Source organism: Gloeobacter kilaueensis JS1 (assembly GCF_000484535.1).
In the GTDB taxonomy this organism is placed as follows: domain Bacteria; phylum Cyanobacteriota; class Cyanobacteriia; order Gloeobacterales; family Gloeobacteraceae; genus Gloeobacter; species Gloeobacter kilaueensis.
This window is the reverse complement of the sequence record NC_022600.1, coordinates 1810206-1825518: the sequence shown is the minus strand read 5'-3', so window position 1 is coordinate 1825518 and position 15313 is coordinate 1810206. Positions and strand designations below refer to the sequence as shown.

The following is a 15313-nucleotide window of genomic DNA, read 5'->3' as shown; positions in this document are numbered from 1 at the left end:
ATCTCGAATGCGTTCGAGTTGAAGGAGCCAAGCTCATGTCTCGGAGAGAAAACACGACGCAGAAAGAAAAGCGGCTTTCTATCCGAGCGACGGAACCGCAGAAAATGATTCTGGCACAAGCCGCGCGGGTGCGAGGCACGAATGTCAGCCAGTTTGTGCTTCAAGCGTCCCTTAACGCTGCCCACATGCTTCTTGTGGATCAGACAGTGTTCCAGTTACCGCCAGACCAGTGGGAAGCTTTTTGTCAGCGCCTCGATGAGCCGCCAAAAGTAATTCCAGCCTTGCAAACATTGTTCAATGAACGAGACCCGTTTTGATGCCGGATGAGCAGTTAAACGCCCCTGTTCTGCTGACCAGAAATCACGAACTCGCAGGTTTTGATTGTGGCAAGCCGCCGCTCAATGACTTCCTGACAAAGTACGCCCTGCAGAATCAGACAAGCGGAGGAGCGAGAACTTACGTCCTGACACGTGGGGAGCGTGTGCTCGGCTACTACAGTCTCGCTCCGGCTTCAGTGTTCCCGGAAGACGCTCCTGCTCGTGTCACCAAGGGACAGGGGCATTACCCCGTGCCGACTATTCTGATGGCACGATTTGCAATTGATAGAAGCGAGCAGGCAAAAGGATTTGGCAAAGCCATGTTGCGTGACGCTTTGCGCCGCTCTCTAGCGGGAGCAGAAGCGATCGGCGGACGGGCTTTTCTGATTCACGCCAAAGACGAGGACGCCCGTGCCTTTTACCTCAAATTTGGCATGGAAGCATCCCCGACCAATCCCCTGCATTTATTCTTGTTGTTCAAAGACATTCGCCAATCTCTTGGAGGTTGACTTCGGCAAAAGACGATGATGCAGACTTCGCCCATCGACCACTTCAGTTTTCCCACCGTAAGGAATTCGCTCAACTCGCCGTTGATACTCAAGGTTAAAATCTACAGTCTCAAGACTATAGAAATCCGCCTCGCGCAAGCACTGCACCTCTAGCCAGCACCTGGAAGAGAAAAAATACATAAATCCTGAAAAATTTCAGACTGTAGTACTCGCAAAGTTCTCTGAATCAAGCTATGAAGCGGGTGGCAGGAATCGAACCCGCAACGACAGTTTGGAAGTCTAATGCCGATCTGCTCTAGAAGCGGGTTCCAGCTTTTGTACTTTTGCAAGCTTAAAAATAAGCTTACTGCTCATTAGCTTGCAGATGCATTTTAACCCGAACTCACTGTACAGGTGTGTTCAAAATTAAGATTGAAGTCTACTGCAGGCCAAACTCATAGTACTCCAGGAGTTGGGCTAAGGCTTCTGCCTCAGCGGGATCACCGTAAGTGCGCAGAACAGCTTCTGTAAGGTATGCGCGGCAGCGCTCAAACTGAGGTGGACCCGGAAAACTGGACACCGAGCTAAGTTATGTGCCTGCTCCACTACACTGATACCAGTAGGAGCAGACCATGACGCAAAGCCGCAAAAAGTACACACCTGAGTTTAAAGCGAAAGTCGCCCTCCATGCCATCAAGGGCGAGCAGACGATTGCTGAATTGGCCAAGTTCTACGAATTACATCCGGTTCAGATCTCGCACTGGAAAAAGCAACTTCTTGATTCTGCCGCTTCCATTTTTGCCTGCCCACGAGCCACAAAAGATTCGCAGCAGACGGTAGCTGTCGATGAGTTGTACAGGCAGATTGGTGAACTGAAGGTAGAACGCGATTTTTTAGCGCGCAAGTGTGCCAGATGAACCGCAGCATTCGCATGGAAATGCTGGAACGTTCTGAGGGTACACTGCCTCTTGTTCACCAATGTCAATTGTTAGACTTGCCTCGCTCTTCTGTCTATTACCGACCAGCTATGGCCTCAGAAGAAGACCTGCATCTGATGGCGCTGCTGGATAAACAGTACCTGCTTAGACCGTCTTACGGTTCAAGACGTATGACTCTGTGGTTGCGAGACCAGGGCTACCGGGTGAGCCGCAAGCGGATTCAGCGGCTGATGGGGTTGATGGGCATCGAAGCGATCTACCAGAAGCCTAACACCAGTAAGGGAGAACAAGGCAGCCAGCTCTGGCCTTATCTTTTGCGTGGCGTAGCCGTGGTACGTTCCAATCAAGTATGGTGTGCGGATATCACATATATTCCGATGCCAAAAGGCTTTCTGTACCTGATCGCTGTAATGGACTGGCACAGTCGCTTTGTCTTGTCCTGGCAGTTGTCAAACACGATGGACACACACTTCTGTCTGGAGGCACTGGAAGGAGCGCTTGCCTTTGGCAAACCAGAGATCTTCAACACAGATCAGGGTAGCCAGTTCACCAGCGAGCCCTGGACAAGAAGGCTGCTAAATCAAGGCATCCAAATCAGTATGAATGGGCGTGGCCGCTGTCTGGATAATGTGTTCGTAGAGCGATTATGGAGGTCGCTCAAGTACGAAGAGGTGTACCTTAAGGTGTACATGAATGGATTGGAGGCACAGGCAAATATCAGCGAGTACCTGCATTTCTACAACCGGGAAAGACGGCATCAAAGCTTGCATTACCTGACGCCGCAGGCAGTGTATGAGGCAGGAAGTGTGACGGCATGCTTGCAAGCGCAGGAGGTATTGACGCTCAACTGACTTGAGGATAATGTAAAGACGGCTGAAAAGCCAACTAGAGGGAAACACGACCAAGTCGGCCAGCAGGGCATAACTTAGCAAAGCCCTCAAGCTGTCCAAACAATGGGGTCCACCTCATCCAGCATCAAAGTGCTCAGTGAAAAACTCTGGCAGCGCATTCAGATGGTTGAGTAGCAGCCCCTGGAGAATGTAGACAGTCTGCCCAGCCTTGCTGTTGGAGATGGGCTCAACTGCAACTAGGGCCAGGGCTGGCAGGGAGCGGTTCTCATCTGCGAGCAACTGGCTGCTCAAACCAAGACAATCTATAGTTCGCTTTGAGAGGCGAAGGAAGTTGATGTGGCGGGCTGAAGCATTGACACCAGCTAGCTCCCGCAGTGAGCAGTTCTGGCGGACAGGTACCAGGGCATATCGAGTGGCCGAGAGAGCCTCAGTCGGATTTCCGTTTTTCTGGCGTAGCATCTGGGCAAAGTCATCCAGGTAGCCGAGACCAGCTAGCCTTATCGAAGGATGGGCCAGTTGCTGCGGTAGGGAGGAGTCTTTTAAAACTTGGGCAATTCCATAAGCAAGATGCCCTTGGCCATCGATCACAACTGCAAAGCTCGATCGACTACTGATCAGGCTCTGGGTAAGCAGACGCATAGCCTGGGGTTTGGCATCCTGAGCCGTGGGTAGGGCTGCCCCAGCAAGAGCAGTCATGTTGCGCAGCAACCCTTTATGCTCGAAAAGGTAACCTTCCACCGTATTTACACCACTAATTAAGCCCGAAAGGCTGTAATCTTTCTGAGACTGCCGGAAATAGCTGAACTGCAGTTCTGCGAGAACGACCAGAGGCAGCATCACACAGAACAAGATAATCACCGTGAACTGCAGATTAAGCTGCGGGCTCAATCCGACAAGCTGTAGAAGGGTCTGCCAGCGATTGGTGCCTTTCGAAAGCAACGGTTTCCTGCTCATACAATTCACCAAAGGCTGTTTTGAATGGAACGACCATGCTCAATCAGGGGGGAGACAGAAGCTCACTACTGGCAACAGTAAAGAATGGTTTGTTTTCATCAGGATGAAGATGTGGAACTCCTCCATGCGGAGGACACATTGGCGGACAAACGCGATCAGGTTTGGGTGCAGGGCGATCAGGATTTGTTGATGGCTGTTGTGGCTGAGGCTTAGGCATAGGGATAGATATAGTCCAGGGAAATGAGGGAAATGACTGACTAAGATATCTTTCTCCAAAAAAACTGTCAGCCGAAGCATCAACAACTTTGCGGGAATGAGTACCATCAGTAACGATACCAACAGTGCTGGTCAAAACAGCTACAAGCGAAAAACCACGCTGAATGCTCTTCATCTCGACCTCAAGGTGAATCAGTGCAAAGTAGACCGCTGGAGTTTGAAGATTCTGCTCCGGGAAGAATCGGAGTGAGACTGTCCTCAACGAACAAAAATCCTTCAATAACCAGCCGCTGAACCAGCGGCAGAGCCAGTTCATGGCCGCAGGTGCCAGACAACTCGTCGAGGGTGAATTGTTCTCGCTCAAGAATGAAACGGAGCATTGTGAGCAGTTCAGGCTGCAGAGAAATACAGCCGCCAGGGAAAGTTAGGATCAAACCTGCTGGTGTTTTCTCAAGATGGAAGATGTTTCCTTCACGCTTGCGAAGAACGGAAAAATGAGAAAGGGAGGTAACCCGAAGCGCTTGAGAAAATTTGCCGCGTTGAGACGGAACGATCGTCCCGGTCATGTTACGTTTGATGTTCTCGATCGCCTGCTCGACGACTTCATCGCTTAGAGCCTGCAAACAGGCGTCTCGAATGCTGTGAACGGTATGCTGGTGATTTTCCAGCGTGAATGCCACAAAACTGCCTTGCACACTACGTCGCAGCTCCGGGTTGCGGGCAATCAGGAGATTGACGGTTTCCTGCAGCAGGTCGCTCCGCTTGCAGCTCCTGAAGATGAGCGACAGGCTCAGGGCAGCAGCATTACTTCTAACTTCATGTACAAATCCTCGCGGCACGTAGAGCATATCTCCAGGATGCAGCTCGACTTGCAGGATGGACGAGCCGAGAGTGCTCTCATCGACCTCGTAAGAATCGTCATCATGTGGAATGGGGAACAGGCGCTGAGGTTCGTAGATTGTCCACTGCTTGATCCCTTCAAGCTGAAGGACGTAGGAGTCATGGGGATCTTTATGGATTCTGAAGCCCTGCGGTTCTCCGGCTTTCGCGTACAGACCGGCGCTGCCTGTGCCCAGCAGCAATTGCTCAGCACTGCGGACGAGCTGATGGACGGCCTGACTGCGTTTGGTCAGGCCAAACAGCGCGATCGTGAAACCCGAGGCGTAATCGAACAGGATCTTCGATATGGCGTGCGGGTCGTCGGCAGAGTAGTTCTTGTAGTGCCCAAGACCGCTGAGCGGATCGATCCTTGAAGCCAGGATGTTCTCTGGGCCTGGCCATGTCGAAAGAATTAGCTGCTCGAAATCATCAAAATTGATCAAGCCATTGTAGTAATACGGATTATCTCTGAAAATGTACAGAGGTTCTCTCTCCCAGTAGCGATGTAGAAAATCGTCTACCGAGATAGGGAAAATGACTTCCTGAAACGTGGTGATCATGAACGCATTGTCCAAAACACAATTGCAGTCGCGCTGGCGGGGGGGCAGCTGATAAATCTGTATTGAGGTAACCTGACTGTCAACCTTAGTCTAAGGGATGCAACTTCGCAAGGAGTTCCACAGATTTTTGTCGATCTTTATACTTTAGTTGTAGATGAATCTGAAACTATAGAATGAAAGCATCTCAGCACAAATGAGTGCATGAATGTTGCTGCTTTTTGCCTCTATTCGAGCGTTATCTGGCGTGATAGGCTGTTGCTCACAGCAGACATCCGGTATCGATGTCTCTCGAATAAAGAGCAGGTACGTCCTTCTAAGAAGTCGTGCGCCGCTGATAGACGAAATTTCGGCTGAATCTACCGAATGACTGTCACTGCTGGATGAGCTTCCCCGTCCGTCCTAGCTGCCTCATCACAGAAGAGCAGGGATGAATCTGTGGTCACACTGAAAATTCTGTAGCTGTTGGAAGTCACATATGAATTAGCGGAGCCGACCTCCACTGCTGCCAGTCAGGACTGAAAATCATGATGGGTTTCTCCAGTGAAAAGGAGCGTGCCGGTGACATCTCTACTCGAGGCAATGCGGCTCGCAGGCGTTGCTGAAAGTGAGATTGCCAGAATATCTGCATCGGCAGACCCATGGACTCAGGCGGTCAACTACCTGCACAGCGCTTTCAAAAATCGGGAACTGCGACCGAAGCTCGAAGCTCTGCAGTTAATCGAGAAGTATCTCAGGTCCAATTCATAGCGAGCGACGGACCAGAGCTTCGAGTAGCCGGTCCACCAACTTCAGACTCCACATCCATCCCGTGAGAGCGAGTGACGGTATACAGTTCAATCATGGGAGAGCGCGGCGAGGGATGGGTCATTGCTCAAGGTCTGGTGCTGGGACTGTTCGTCCTCGCTCCTGGCGCAAGCACGCCCTGGCCGCTGGGAGCACTATGGACCCTCCTCGGTGGGCTACTCACCGCTCTGGGCTCGCTGGTGTTGCTGCTGGCAGTGAGCGGACTTGGGCGTAACCTATCTCCTTTTCCCCGGCCTGTACCTGATGGCCAGCTGGTGACGAGTGGCCTCTATGCTCTGGTGCGCCACCCGCTCTATACCGGACTGATGCTCGTCTGTTTGGGAGTCGCCCTCTGGACCAACAGTCCTGCCCGATTGGCTTTGAGTGCTGTGCTGTTGTGGCTGCTCGATGGTAAAGCAAGCCGGGAGGAAGCCTGGCTTCAGGAGCGATTTCTAGAGTATGAAAACTACCGGCGACGAGTGGGTAAGTTCTTCCCCGGCGTGTATTGAGCGGCACAGAGCAATCGAAGCGATGCATTGGGCTACCCACCCCCCGAAAATTGACGGCCTCCTTTTTTGGACAATATGGGTGAATTGCCAATATGACGCTTAAGAACACCAAGCGTCATATTGAAATATGGACGTTTAAGTGCTAAATCTCAATATGATGCTAAAAAGCCGTGCCAGCCTTCCCGACTACCTCACCCACCTACAGGCGGGCGGGCGCGTTTCCTTCACGCGAGGTGAAGCCCTGGAGGCCGTGCGGCTTTCCGACGCCGCCTTCTTGAAAAGCGCGGCGCGTCTCCGGCGCAAACATATGCTGCTTAGTCCTCGCCACGGATTCTACGTGGTGGTGCCGCCCCAGTTCCTTTCCTGGGAGGCCCCGCCGCCAAGCTGGTATATCGACGACCTGATGCGGCATGAGGGCAGGCCCTACTACGTCGGCCTGCTCAAGGCAGCCGAGTTGCACGGCGCGACGCATCACGCCGTCATGGAATTTCAAGTCGTCACGGACAGGCAGCTTCCCAAAATCCGCGCCGGGCGGTCTTACATCGTGTTCTATTTTCGCAAGGAGATGGAGCCTGTCCTGTCTGCCGTCGAGCGTCGCAAAACCGACACCGGCAGCATGGCGGTGTCATCGGTTGAACTCACCTGTCTTGATCTGATCCGCTATGTTCATGGGGCGGGCGGCTTCGATGCCGTGGCGACGGTGCTTGTCGATCTCGGTGAGAAGATCGACGGCGAGAAGCTAGCGCTCATCGCCCCGCATTTCGAGCGGGCGACCGTCCAGCGGCTTGGCTACCTGCTAGATCACCTTGGACATGCGGCGGCAGCGGAAGCTCTGCACCGCCAGCTATTCGAGCAGTCTTCCGTCCCGTGGGTGAAGCTCGATCCGGCGCGGCGCAAGGACAAGATCGTGTCCACCCAAGGCGAGCCTGCCGAGAAAAACGCACGCTGGCGCGTCGTGGTGCAGCACCTGCCAGAGATCGACGAATGATTCCGGCGCAGAACATCATCGCGTGGTCAGGGCAGGCTCCGTGGGCAGAACAGCGGCAGGTCGAACAGGATCTCATCATCAGCCGCGCGCTCGTTGCGTTGTTCGGCGATTCCTTCCTTGCCCAGCAGCTGCGGTTCCGTGGCGGAACGGCGCTCAACAAGCTGCATCTGCCAAAACCGCTGCGCTATTCGGAAGACATTGACCTGGTGCGCACCACCGGCGGCCCCATTCGCCCGGTCCTGGACCACGTGCATGACGTTCTCGATCCGTGGCTGGGACAGCCGAAATTCGATCAAAGCCCCGTCGCCCCGAAGTTCAGGTACGTGATTGAGGGAGAGGATAAGACTCCCATCCGGCTCAAGATCGAAATCAACACGCGTGAGCGGGAAGCCTATGATCCGATCCAGTTGCGCCCCTTCAAGGTCGAGAACCCGTGGTTCTCGGGCGCGGCTGACATCCCGATATTCTCCGACGAGGAGTTACTGGCCACCAAGCTTCGCGCGCTGCTCCAGCGCAAGAAGGGCCGCGATCTCATCGACCTTTCGCACGCGCTGGCGATCTTCGAGGCGCTCGACGTGCAGAAAGTTGTCGATCTTTTTGGTCGCTACCTGATGGCGACCGAGACAGTCATATCCAGGGCGCAGGCCGAACAGCGCATGTTCGAAAAGCTGGATGAGCGCAACTTTATGGCCGATGTGCGCCCGTTGCTTGCCGCCGACGAGCGGGAGACCTTCGACGAGGCGGCGGCACGAGCATCCTTCATCGCCGTGTTCGATCAGATCATCCGCCTGCTCCCCGGAGCCGCCTGGGCACGCACCGACGAGATGCGGAAACGGTTCGGGCTATAAGGGGTCAGGGTCCGGAAGCATACAATCCTCTTTCTCAAGGATAGATCGCTACGATCAAGGCTGTGCGATAGTTTCAGCAACCTGGATTGAGAATAGAAAGACTATGTGATCCCTGGCTGCAGCTTTCAGCCCACTACCCCTTGTCCATAGGCTCTCACGACACCAGACCCTCAAACATCTTCGCCACCACCGGTTCCATGGCGCTCCTGCCGTCAATGTAGCTTTGCCAGAACGCCTTCAAAACCCGATCGTAGTTGCTCCAGCCCACGCGCTCGTAGAAATCCTGATTCCAGAATGGGCTGTAGGCGATGCCGTCCCGAGCCAGCTCCTGCCTTACCACTTCGCTCGTGGTGTAAAAGATCAGAGCGTGCTCGAAGCCTTCGGGCACCGGTGCGTTCTTCGCTTTGCAGAGATTTGCGAACGCGGTCAGAATCGGCCCCTCGTCGCTGAGGATGCCGTGGGAAACCTCGTGAAAGACCGTTTCCAGCGCTGCCCAGCCTGAGATGTCGCCAGGGCCCGTAGAGAGGACAATCACAGTCGGTTCGGTTGTGGTGTAGGCGTTGAATCTGCGGGCATAGGGGACGAGTTCGATTGGTACCTGGCCCTTCGTAGGCCGGGGTTGCTGGTAAAGAGAAACAAGCCGTTTCTGGATCGTCGGACCGTACTTCTTCAGCCCTGGCATCAGCTTTGAGACCCAGAGGCGGCTCTGGCGCATGTGAGTCGGCCACCAGGTTTTGCGGTAGATGGGAGCAGCAGTGGTCAAAGCTGTGTGCAGGTTTTCGGGCAGGGCGATTTTTTGTGGAGGTTGGCTGTCGGGAGTGGCAATGAGTACCATCTTGGTGCCAAAGAGGCTGTCGTCGAACAACAGATCCTTGCCTGCCCAATGGTCCTGGTATTCTGCCACGGTGCTATTCCAGATGCGTCGATGGGAAAGGGGCAGCAGGTCGATTTCAGCCAGAGCCTTTCGGTAAGCCGCCGCCCTGGTGCCTGGAAGAGTGGAGTTGCTCAGGAACTTGCGGTATTCGCCATGCTGGTAGAGAAAGTGGTGCAGGCTCAGCCAGAAGCCGCTATGGAAGCTAAAAAAGGGCTGGTCCCGACCAAAGCTGAGCAAGTCTTCAGCGGCGGCGGGTGCGGCCCGTCCGAAAGCACCTGCCGCCAGAGCCAGAACAGCGAATCGGCGGCGGGACAGTGTCTGCTTGGCCTCTGGGTTTGCATCGGGTGGCAGCATACAGGTTCTTCAGTTTGGCGTGAAAATTCTATCTTGTACTCAGGAGACAACACAGTAGGGCTCGATCGCTGGTGATTAGCAGAACCAGGAAGGCCAGGCGTGATCGGTTTCACCGTTCTCAGCGATGGTCGTTGTGCAGGTAGTTGAGCAACTCGCTCATTTCAAGGATGGCTACCCGCTCAACGATGCGGGGGGTTTGCACTCGGGCGGCAGAAAAGACGATGATCGGGCGAACGCGAAGCTTTTTGCGGGCGGAGGCCAGACGCGCTTGGGTTTTGGCAGAGGCTATGAAGTCTTTCTCGAAGCGGCGCTCGTTGCCTTGAAAATCGACTCTCCAAAGCTGGCCGGAGCGTAGCAGGACGGTGCCTCTGTGAGACTTGACGTCGATGCACCAGGCGCGCTTATCAGGAGCGATCACAAGTGCATCGATGTCGCCGACGACGGGATAGCGTTCGCCGAAGCTCAGCTGCCAGCCCCCCGGCAACGATTCGAGTAACCGGGCCACCTGACGCTCAGCCTGGGCACCTTTTTTCGCTCTGGCCACCTGGCGGATAAGCTGGCGGGAGCGCCAGGCAAAATAGGCGCTTCCTATCAGCGGCAGTGCGGCGAGGGACAGCAAGCCAGAGTTGAAGACCAGAATCGCAAGAGAGATAAGAACCAGGCAGAAGGCGCAGATGCCCAGACCGAGCGCCTGATTGCGGCGGCGGATGGCGAGTTTCTGGACGTTTTGGCCGGCCTGATTGGGCATGAGGGTTTCGAGTGCGGCAGGTCAGTAAGCCAGATCGACGCTGAAGATGCCCGGAGCATTCGGGAACTGACGGGCAGGACGGTCTGGATAGCTCAGGCGGCTGCGACGGTTGGCAACGCGCAGAATCGGTATGCCCAATTCGATGGCCCGAATACGTTCGATCCGATCGCGCAGCCAGAGGAAGCCGGAGCCGAGCCAGTCATCGTTGCTGAGAACAAGGGCAAAGCGAGCGGGATATTCCAGGGGCCAGGCGATGTCATAGCAGAGGGCGACAGCGACGGGACCGAAGGGAGAGAGCCACAGGCCAGTGGACTGACCGGCGACGTAAGGAGCGAGGCCCGTGAGGCGGTGCATCAGCCAGTCTATCCCCGCCGGACCCAGCCATTCGCCACCGGGAGCAAGGTGTCGCTTGTCGTAGGTGAACAGATTGGCTGTCGGAGTGAGGGCAACCAGGGTGTTGCGAAGCCCGAGCGCTCCTGGACGGATCTCTCCCCAGACAGCGGTACGGTTAGCTAGAGCGCGTTGCCAGTCGGCAGATTGCGCCGGAGTCTGGAAGACACCCTCCGGCAGAACCACAAAAGCATCGGCGGGGAGCTGTTTCAGCAGGCGGTGGGCACTCTGGTAGGCCAGCCTGCCGGGTCGAGCTGCCGCAGGTTGGAGGATGAAGAGCTTGAGGTGATGCTCAGGTCGAGAAAGTGCAGGCATGGCTCTGGGTGGCAGATACCAGAGTGCTGCGCACAGGAGTGCAAGCCCGCTTCTTTCACTCAGGCGGGCGGGGCTGAACAGCTCCAGAAACAAAAAAAAGCAGCCGGTGAGGATGTGAACGCCGCCCAGGTGAGCCAGGAGTTCTAGGGGTGTGTAGGCGAGCAGGTAGCCGGGGGCAAAAAGAGGCAGCGGGTGCAGGCTCCAGGCAACGGTTACGGCCACGGGAGCCAGAAGCGGGCGGGCTGACGGAGGCAGACGTCCCCGCAACCAGGCCCAGGCTCCGAAGGGCAGGCCGACGAGGATGGCCATGCCCAGCCAGGTTGTGCCGATGAGGGCCGCTCCGGTTGGCAAGGTTGGGATGGCGAGCCATTCACTGGGCAGAGTTCCCCAGATCCACAGAGAAGAGGCAAGGCCGTATCCCAAACCGAGACACCAGCCGGGCCAGAAGCGTTCCGGCAGCCTGAGCTGCAGCAACTGGGCACCCGCCAGGACGTTGAAGCGCTTCTGACTGGTCGCCTCAGTAGACATGCTGGAGTTCGCCGGGTGGTGGAGTTTCGGGGGCGGGAGGAGTGGGGTCTGGTTCGCCGTAAGGGGCGAGGTCGAACTCGCCTGCTTTGAACTTGTCCAGCAGGGTGGCATCATGGACGCCGTTGGGGAAAGTTCGTGCCAGACGGACGATCGCTTCGCGGGCATCCATTTTCAGCTCGTTCACCAGATAGTTGCGCCAGGGGGTGTCCAGCTCGTCGGTAGTTGCCACCCAGTAGCGCATCGGCGTCGAGAAGTTGACCACAGCGCTGCGGTCGTTGTCCCAGAAGAAGAACAGCTCCGAGAAGTCGCCCTTGACAGTTTCGAGGGTATTGATCGTCGCGAGGGCGATCGGGTTGGCCTTGAGATCCTGGGCGGATTTGTGAAAGTTGTCCTGCTTGAGGGCGATCCGCACCCGCGTCTGCTCGAACAGGTCACGGGCGTATTCGCTATCGAGGATGTCCCCGAACGACTGGGTGACGAAGAAGACCCGCACGCCATAGCGGCGGTAGGCGCGGACGGAGTTCTTCATCAGGTTGACCATCTCCGGGTTGTCGGTGACATCCGACCAGATCTCCTCGAAGATGATCAAGGTGCGCTTCGGGACGGTCTGCACCCACTCGTCGATGCTGGTGGCAAGCAGTTGGGCCACCAGACGCTGGGTCATCGTGCCCTTGCCCAGGGGAGCCAGGTCGAAGTAGATGTGATCATGCTCGAAGAAGCGTTCGCTGGACTGGCCGTTGAAGCAGAGCTTGAGCATCGAGTTCTCGGTGTTGAACTCGAAGAGGCTGACCAGGGTGCTGGAGACCAGCTCCTTGAAGCTCTGACTGGTGAACTCGATTTCGCATTCTTGAAAACCCTGACCTTCGAGAAACAGGCGCAGGGTGTCGATCAGATCCGAGATGATCGGATAGCGACCGGTGGGCAGAATGCGCTGATAGGTAAGGCTGATCGCTTTGGTGAGCAGGGCGCGGATGTTGCCGTTGGTGTCGCGTTGCAGGCCGAGCACTGTGGCAAAGCAGGCTTTGAGCGCCTCGATCCGGCTGGGCGGCACGGTGGCGGTGCGCAGATCCTGGCCCTCGCCCAGGTAGAACTCGAAGGGATTGATCGTGAAGGTGCCCGGCTGCATCGTGCGGGCCATGCCGCCCAGAACATGCTTGAACAGAAAGTAGTAGCTGCCCATCTTGTCGAGGATCACACCCCGGCAGCCGACCGCTGCTGCCTGCAGGTACAGGTCCAGTGCCTGGAAGGACTTGCCTTCGCCCGTTCGCCCGCCCAGAATGCCGTGGCAACTGGTGAAGTTGAACAGGTCGTAGCCAATCACCTGCCGCCAGCGGTTGGCGATGAGGAAATTTTTTTTGGGTGAGCCCTGCCAGGGGAGCACCGGCAGCATGAAATCGGCAGCATTTTCTGGAAAGCAGCGGTTACGGACGCTCTCAGGCGGCGGCACCGGTGCCGCCGGTAGACTCGCGAACCACAGATCCTCCTGCCACTTGCGGCCCACTTCCAGTTCCATCTGGAACAGCGACCGCCAGCGATCGCAGGTCTGTTTGACGGCGTACTGGAGGTTCTCGCGATCTGGGGCAGCGACGACGACGATGATGCCGCACTGGACGATATTGGTCTTGTCCTGAAAGATGCGTTGCTCGGTGTACTGGAGATCGCCCTGCTGGACTGAAGAAGCCATCGACTGGCCCCGACCGATCATCGCCTGGAAGGCATTGGCCAGCTCCCCCAGGTTCTTCTTGATGCTGATGTGCATCTGGTTGGCGGTATCGGAGGGCCGGGCCGTGGAGATAGACAGTCGGGTGAAGTTGCCCTCCGAGATGTAGGGGACGAGCATGCCCGCACAGGTCACCTGAGCAAAGGTTCTGGGCACCAGGCAGGTGTAGTAGGTGCGCTGCTCCGACTGTCCCAGATGCCGGTTACCAATCGTCTGGATGACACAGTCATCGAGGAAAGTGTAGCGACCGATGGGCAGAGCATCACTGGTGTGCCCGGTAAGAGAATAGGCAGGGTACTGGGCCTGCTGCAGCAGGTGGCGTAGCTGTGGCCCGTCCATCATCTGCACCTCCAGGCCGGCAGTGGTGAGGAAGCTCTCGATCTGGGCGAGCCGTTCGAGTGCACCGGAGAGGATCACTTGCGGAGCGAGGCTATCGCCCTCGGGAGGATGGACCTCCTGCCAGTGGAGCAGGCCAGGCAGGTCTGGCCGCAAGTAGCCCAGCAGTCCCTGACGGCGCTCGATGTAGGGATCGAAACCGGCGCAGATGTAGGTTTCCAGCGCAGCGCATTGGCCGTTTTGAGCACGATGGATAAACCCCCGGCAGCGCTCCTTTTCCAGTTCCCGGACAAAATCTGATTGGGTCACGACTTGAGCCATGTGCTCGTCGAGGACGGGCCGGACATCGGGGCTTACCATCACAAACGTCTGCAGATGATCCCAGACGGGCAGCGTCCGGTTGCAGAAGCCTGCGATCATGTCGGCAAACACGGTCAGCTGATCCGGCATCAACGCTTCGGGATTGCAGCCTCCGATCACCTTGAAGACGAAGCGGATGCGACCGCAAGCCGTTCCCAGAAACGGTCCCCCGAGCCACTTATAAGGAAAGATATCTGCGTAGCGAGTAGATTTATCTGCCTGTATCATCGTTCACTCCCGATGAGCGCTCATTTGTAGCGGTTGGGGCGAAAGGCGTAGAGCACGCTCGCCCACAGGTAGCCACGGGGCTTTCCCCACTTGAAAAACTGGAGGATGACGTAGCCGGTGGCGAGAAATATCCAGAAAAGGAGCGACTGCAGGGACATCCCGAGCAGATAGACGTTGTAGGTCCAGCGGTAGAACAGTCGGGGAAGCAGCAGCGCCAGCAGGATGATGAGCCAGTCGGTGGCATCAAATGGACCGATGCGAACCGGCTCTTCTACGGTTCTCGGCACACGCCTGAGCATGGCTACCTCCTCGAAAGACAAAAGCTGCCCCGACCTGAGGGGTCAAGGCAGGCTGGTCTGGCATCCACGGCTTCAGCCACGGAGATGCAGCGATTTACTGGGCGAGGATACAGGCAGCTCGCTGATCTGCTCAGGCAAGAACAGTTCTGCCCCGGCGGTGACCGCATCATCACCTCGGCCCCAGAGCAGGTTAACGATCTGGGGAGCAAAGTTGGCAAGCAGAGCCAGCGCCCCGACTACCAGGGGATAGCCAAAGTAGCGCGGGAGGAAGAAGACGAACATGATCGTCACCAGCAACGCGATGATCGCGATGAAGGGCAGGATGGTCAGGATGTTGGTGTACACCTGACCAGCATCGATGTTCTGGGCATCGTTGGAGAGCAACTCGGCAGCCATAGCGGGAATCGCGGCGAAAACGAAGGCGATGACCAGTGCTGCGGGGGCAAGCCACCTGGAAGATAGTCCTCTGATACCCGCCATGAGTGAGCGGGAAAACTTGGCAAGCATAGGCAAAGCTCCTACAGGAGGTTCACGCCAGCGATCCTACACACGCTCTGCAATAGTGCAAGCAATGCACTAAAGCTCTACCTGCAAATACCAAAGAGTTTGAATGAGAGTCAAGGGCTGAGAGCTTCTGCACTCAAGTGATGGTTTTTACCTGGCTCGGTTCTGCACGAACTGCCGTAGCGGCTTCAACAGGTCTAAATGCATGACGGAATCGTTTATGCATCGCAACAATTTTGAGATAAAACTTAAAGGCAATCTTTCCCATTACTGCTTTATACTCGCTTTGTCAGTTGGGGAACTGACATCCGCCCATGCATCTGCAG

General features: G+C 56.2%; 15 protein-coding genes. 6 read left to right on the top strand and 9 right to left on the bottom strand.

Annotated elements, in window-relative coordinates:
• Positions 1-35 precede the first annotated feature (35 nt).
• The 3 genes from GKIL_RS08620 to GKIL_RS08605 all read left to right on the top strand — a co-directional run bounded on the left by GKIL_RS08620 (position 36) and on the right by GKIL_RS08605 (position 2594).
• Positions 36-317: a type II toxin-antitoxin system TacA family antitoxin gene (locus GKIL_RS08620; protein WP_023173145.1), complete on the top strand. Its 282-nt coding sequence runs from the start codon at positions 36-38 to the stop codon at positions 315-317.
• Positions 317-826 carry a GNAT family N-acetyltransferase gene (locus GKIL_RS08615; RefSeq protein WP_023173144.1) on the top strand — a complete coding sequence of 170 codons (510 nt, stop codon included), beginning with the start codon at positions 317-319 and terminating at the stop codon, positions 824-826. The genes GKIL_RS08620 and GKIL_RS08615 overlap by 1 nt, the downstream gene beginning before the upstream one ends.
• Positions 827-1437: 611 nt before the next feature.
• Positions 1438-2594, top strand: a protein-coding gene (locus tag GKIL_RS08605; protein ID WP_420841394.1) for an IS3 family transposase whose coding sequence is annotated in 2 segments (ribosomal slippage) — positions 1438-1708 and positions 1708-2594 — 1158 coding nt in all. Because the reading frame shifts where the segments join, the coding sequence is not laid out codon by codon here.
• Between the two features lie 114 nt (positions 2595-2708).
• On the opposite strand, the gene GKIL_RS08600 is transcribed toward GKIL_RS08605, so the two are convergent.
• Genes GKIL_RS08600 through GKIL_RS08595 form a run of 3 tightly spaced genes read right to left on the bottom strand, consistent with a single transcriptional unit; the run spans position 2709 to position 5203 of the window.
• Entirely contained in the window at positions 2709-3548 is an 840-nt protein-coding gene (locus tag GKIL_RS08600; RefSeq protein WP_023173140.1) for a hypothetical protein, read from the bottom strand.
• Between the two features lie 43 nt (positions 3549-3591).
• Positions 3592-3939, bottom strand: coding sequence for a hypothetical protein (locus GKIL_RS24700; protein ID WP_144080361.1), 348 nt, complete (start codon positions 3937-3939; stop codon positions 3592-3594).
• 7 nt (positions 3940-3946) lie between these two features.
• Complete coding sequence (locus tag GKIL_RS08595) at positions 3947-5203, bottom strand: JmjC domain-containing protein (protein WP_023173138.1); 1257 nt, start codon at positions 5201-5203, stop codon at positions 3947-3949.
• Positions 5204-6042: 839 nt separating this feature from the next.
• On the opposite strand from GKIL_RS08595, the gene GKIL_RS08590 reads away from it, so the two are divergent.
• The 3 genes from GKIL_RS08590 (at position 6043) to GKIL_RS08580 (ending at position 8331) form a co-directional block, all read left to right on the top strand.
• Positions 6043-6495, top strand: coding sequence for a methyltransferase family protein (locus GKIL_RS08590; protein WP_041243835.1), 453 nt, complete (start codon positions 6043-6045; stop codon positions 6493-6495).
• A gap of 139 nt (positions 6496-6634) precedes the next feature.
• On the top strand, positions 6635-7483 hold the full coding sequence (locus tag GKIL_RS08585) for a type IV toxin-antitoxin system AbiEi family antitoxin domain-containing protein (protein ID WP_223173813.1): 849 nt from the start codon (positions 6635-6637) through the stop codon (positions 7481-7483).
• Positions 7480-8331, top strand: coding sequence for a nucleotidyl transferase AbiEii/AbiGii toxin family protein (locus GKIL_RS08580; protein ID WP_023173133.1), 852 nt, complete (start codon positions 7480-7482; stop codon positions 8329-8331). The genes GKIL_RS08585 and GKIL_RS08580 overlap by 4 nt, the downstream gene beginning before the upstream one ends.
• Positions 8332-8485: 154 nt before the next feature.
• Here the strand turns inward: GKIL_RS08580 and GKIL_RS08575 are convergent, their stop codons facing one another.
• The 6 genes from GKIL_RS08575 to GKIL_RS08550 all read right to left on the bottom strand — a co-directional run bounded on the left by GKIL_RS08575 (position 8486) and on the right by GKIL_RS08550 (position 14990).
• Complete coding sequence (locus GKIL_RS08575; protein WP_023173132.1) at positions 8486-9559, bottom strand: hypothetical protein; 1074 nt, start codon at positions 9557-9559, stop codon at positions 8486-8488.
• Positions 9560-9677: 118 nt separating this feature from the next.
• On the bottom strand, positions 9678-10307 hold the full coding sequence (locus GKIL_RS08570; RefSeq protein WP_023173131.1) for a nuclease-related domain-containing protein: 630 nt from the start codon (positions 10305-10307) through the stop codon (positions 9678-9680).
• A 21-nt stretch (positions 10308-10328) separates the two neighbouring features.
• Positions 10329-11540 (bottom strand): apolipoprotein N-acyltransferase, encoded by a 1212-nt coding sequence (locus GKIL_RS08565; RefSeq protein ID WP_023173130.1) that lies wholly within the window; start codon positions 11538-11540, stop codon positions 10329-10331.
• Positions 11530-14184 (bottom strand): type IV secretory pathway, VirB4 component, encoded by a 2655-nt coding sequence (locus GKIL_RS08560; RefSeq protein WP_023173129.1) that lies wholly within the window; start codon positions 14182-14184, stop codon positions 11530-11532. Before GKIL_RS08560 ends, GKIL_RS08565 begins: the two co-directional genes overlap by 11 nt.
• Positions 14185-14204: 20 nt before the next feature.
• Complete coding sequence (locus GKIL_RS08555) at positions 14205-14483, bottom strand: hypothetical protein (protein WP_023173128.1); 279 nt, start codon at positions 14481-14483, stop codon at positions 14205-14207.
• Between the two features lie 72 nt (positions 14484-14555).
• A complete protein-coding gene (locus GKIL_RS08550) occupies positions 14556-14990 on the bottom strand; it encodes a hypothetical protein (protein ID WP_023173127.1) in 435 nt (144 codons plus the stop codon).
• Between the last annotated feature and the right edge of the window lie 323 nt (positions 14991-15313).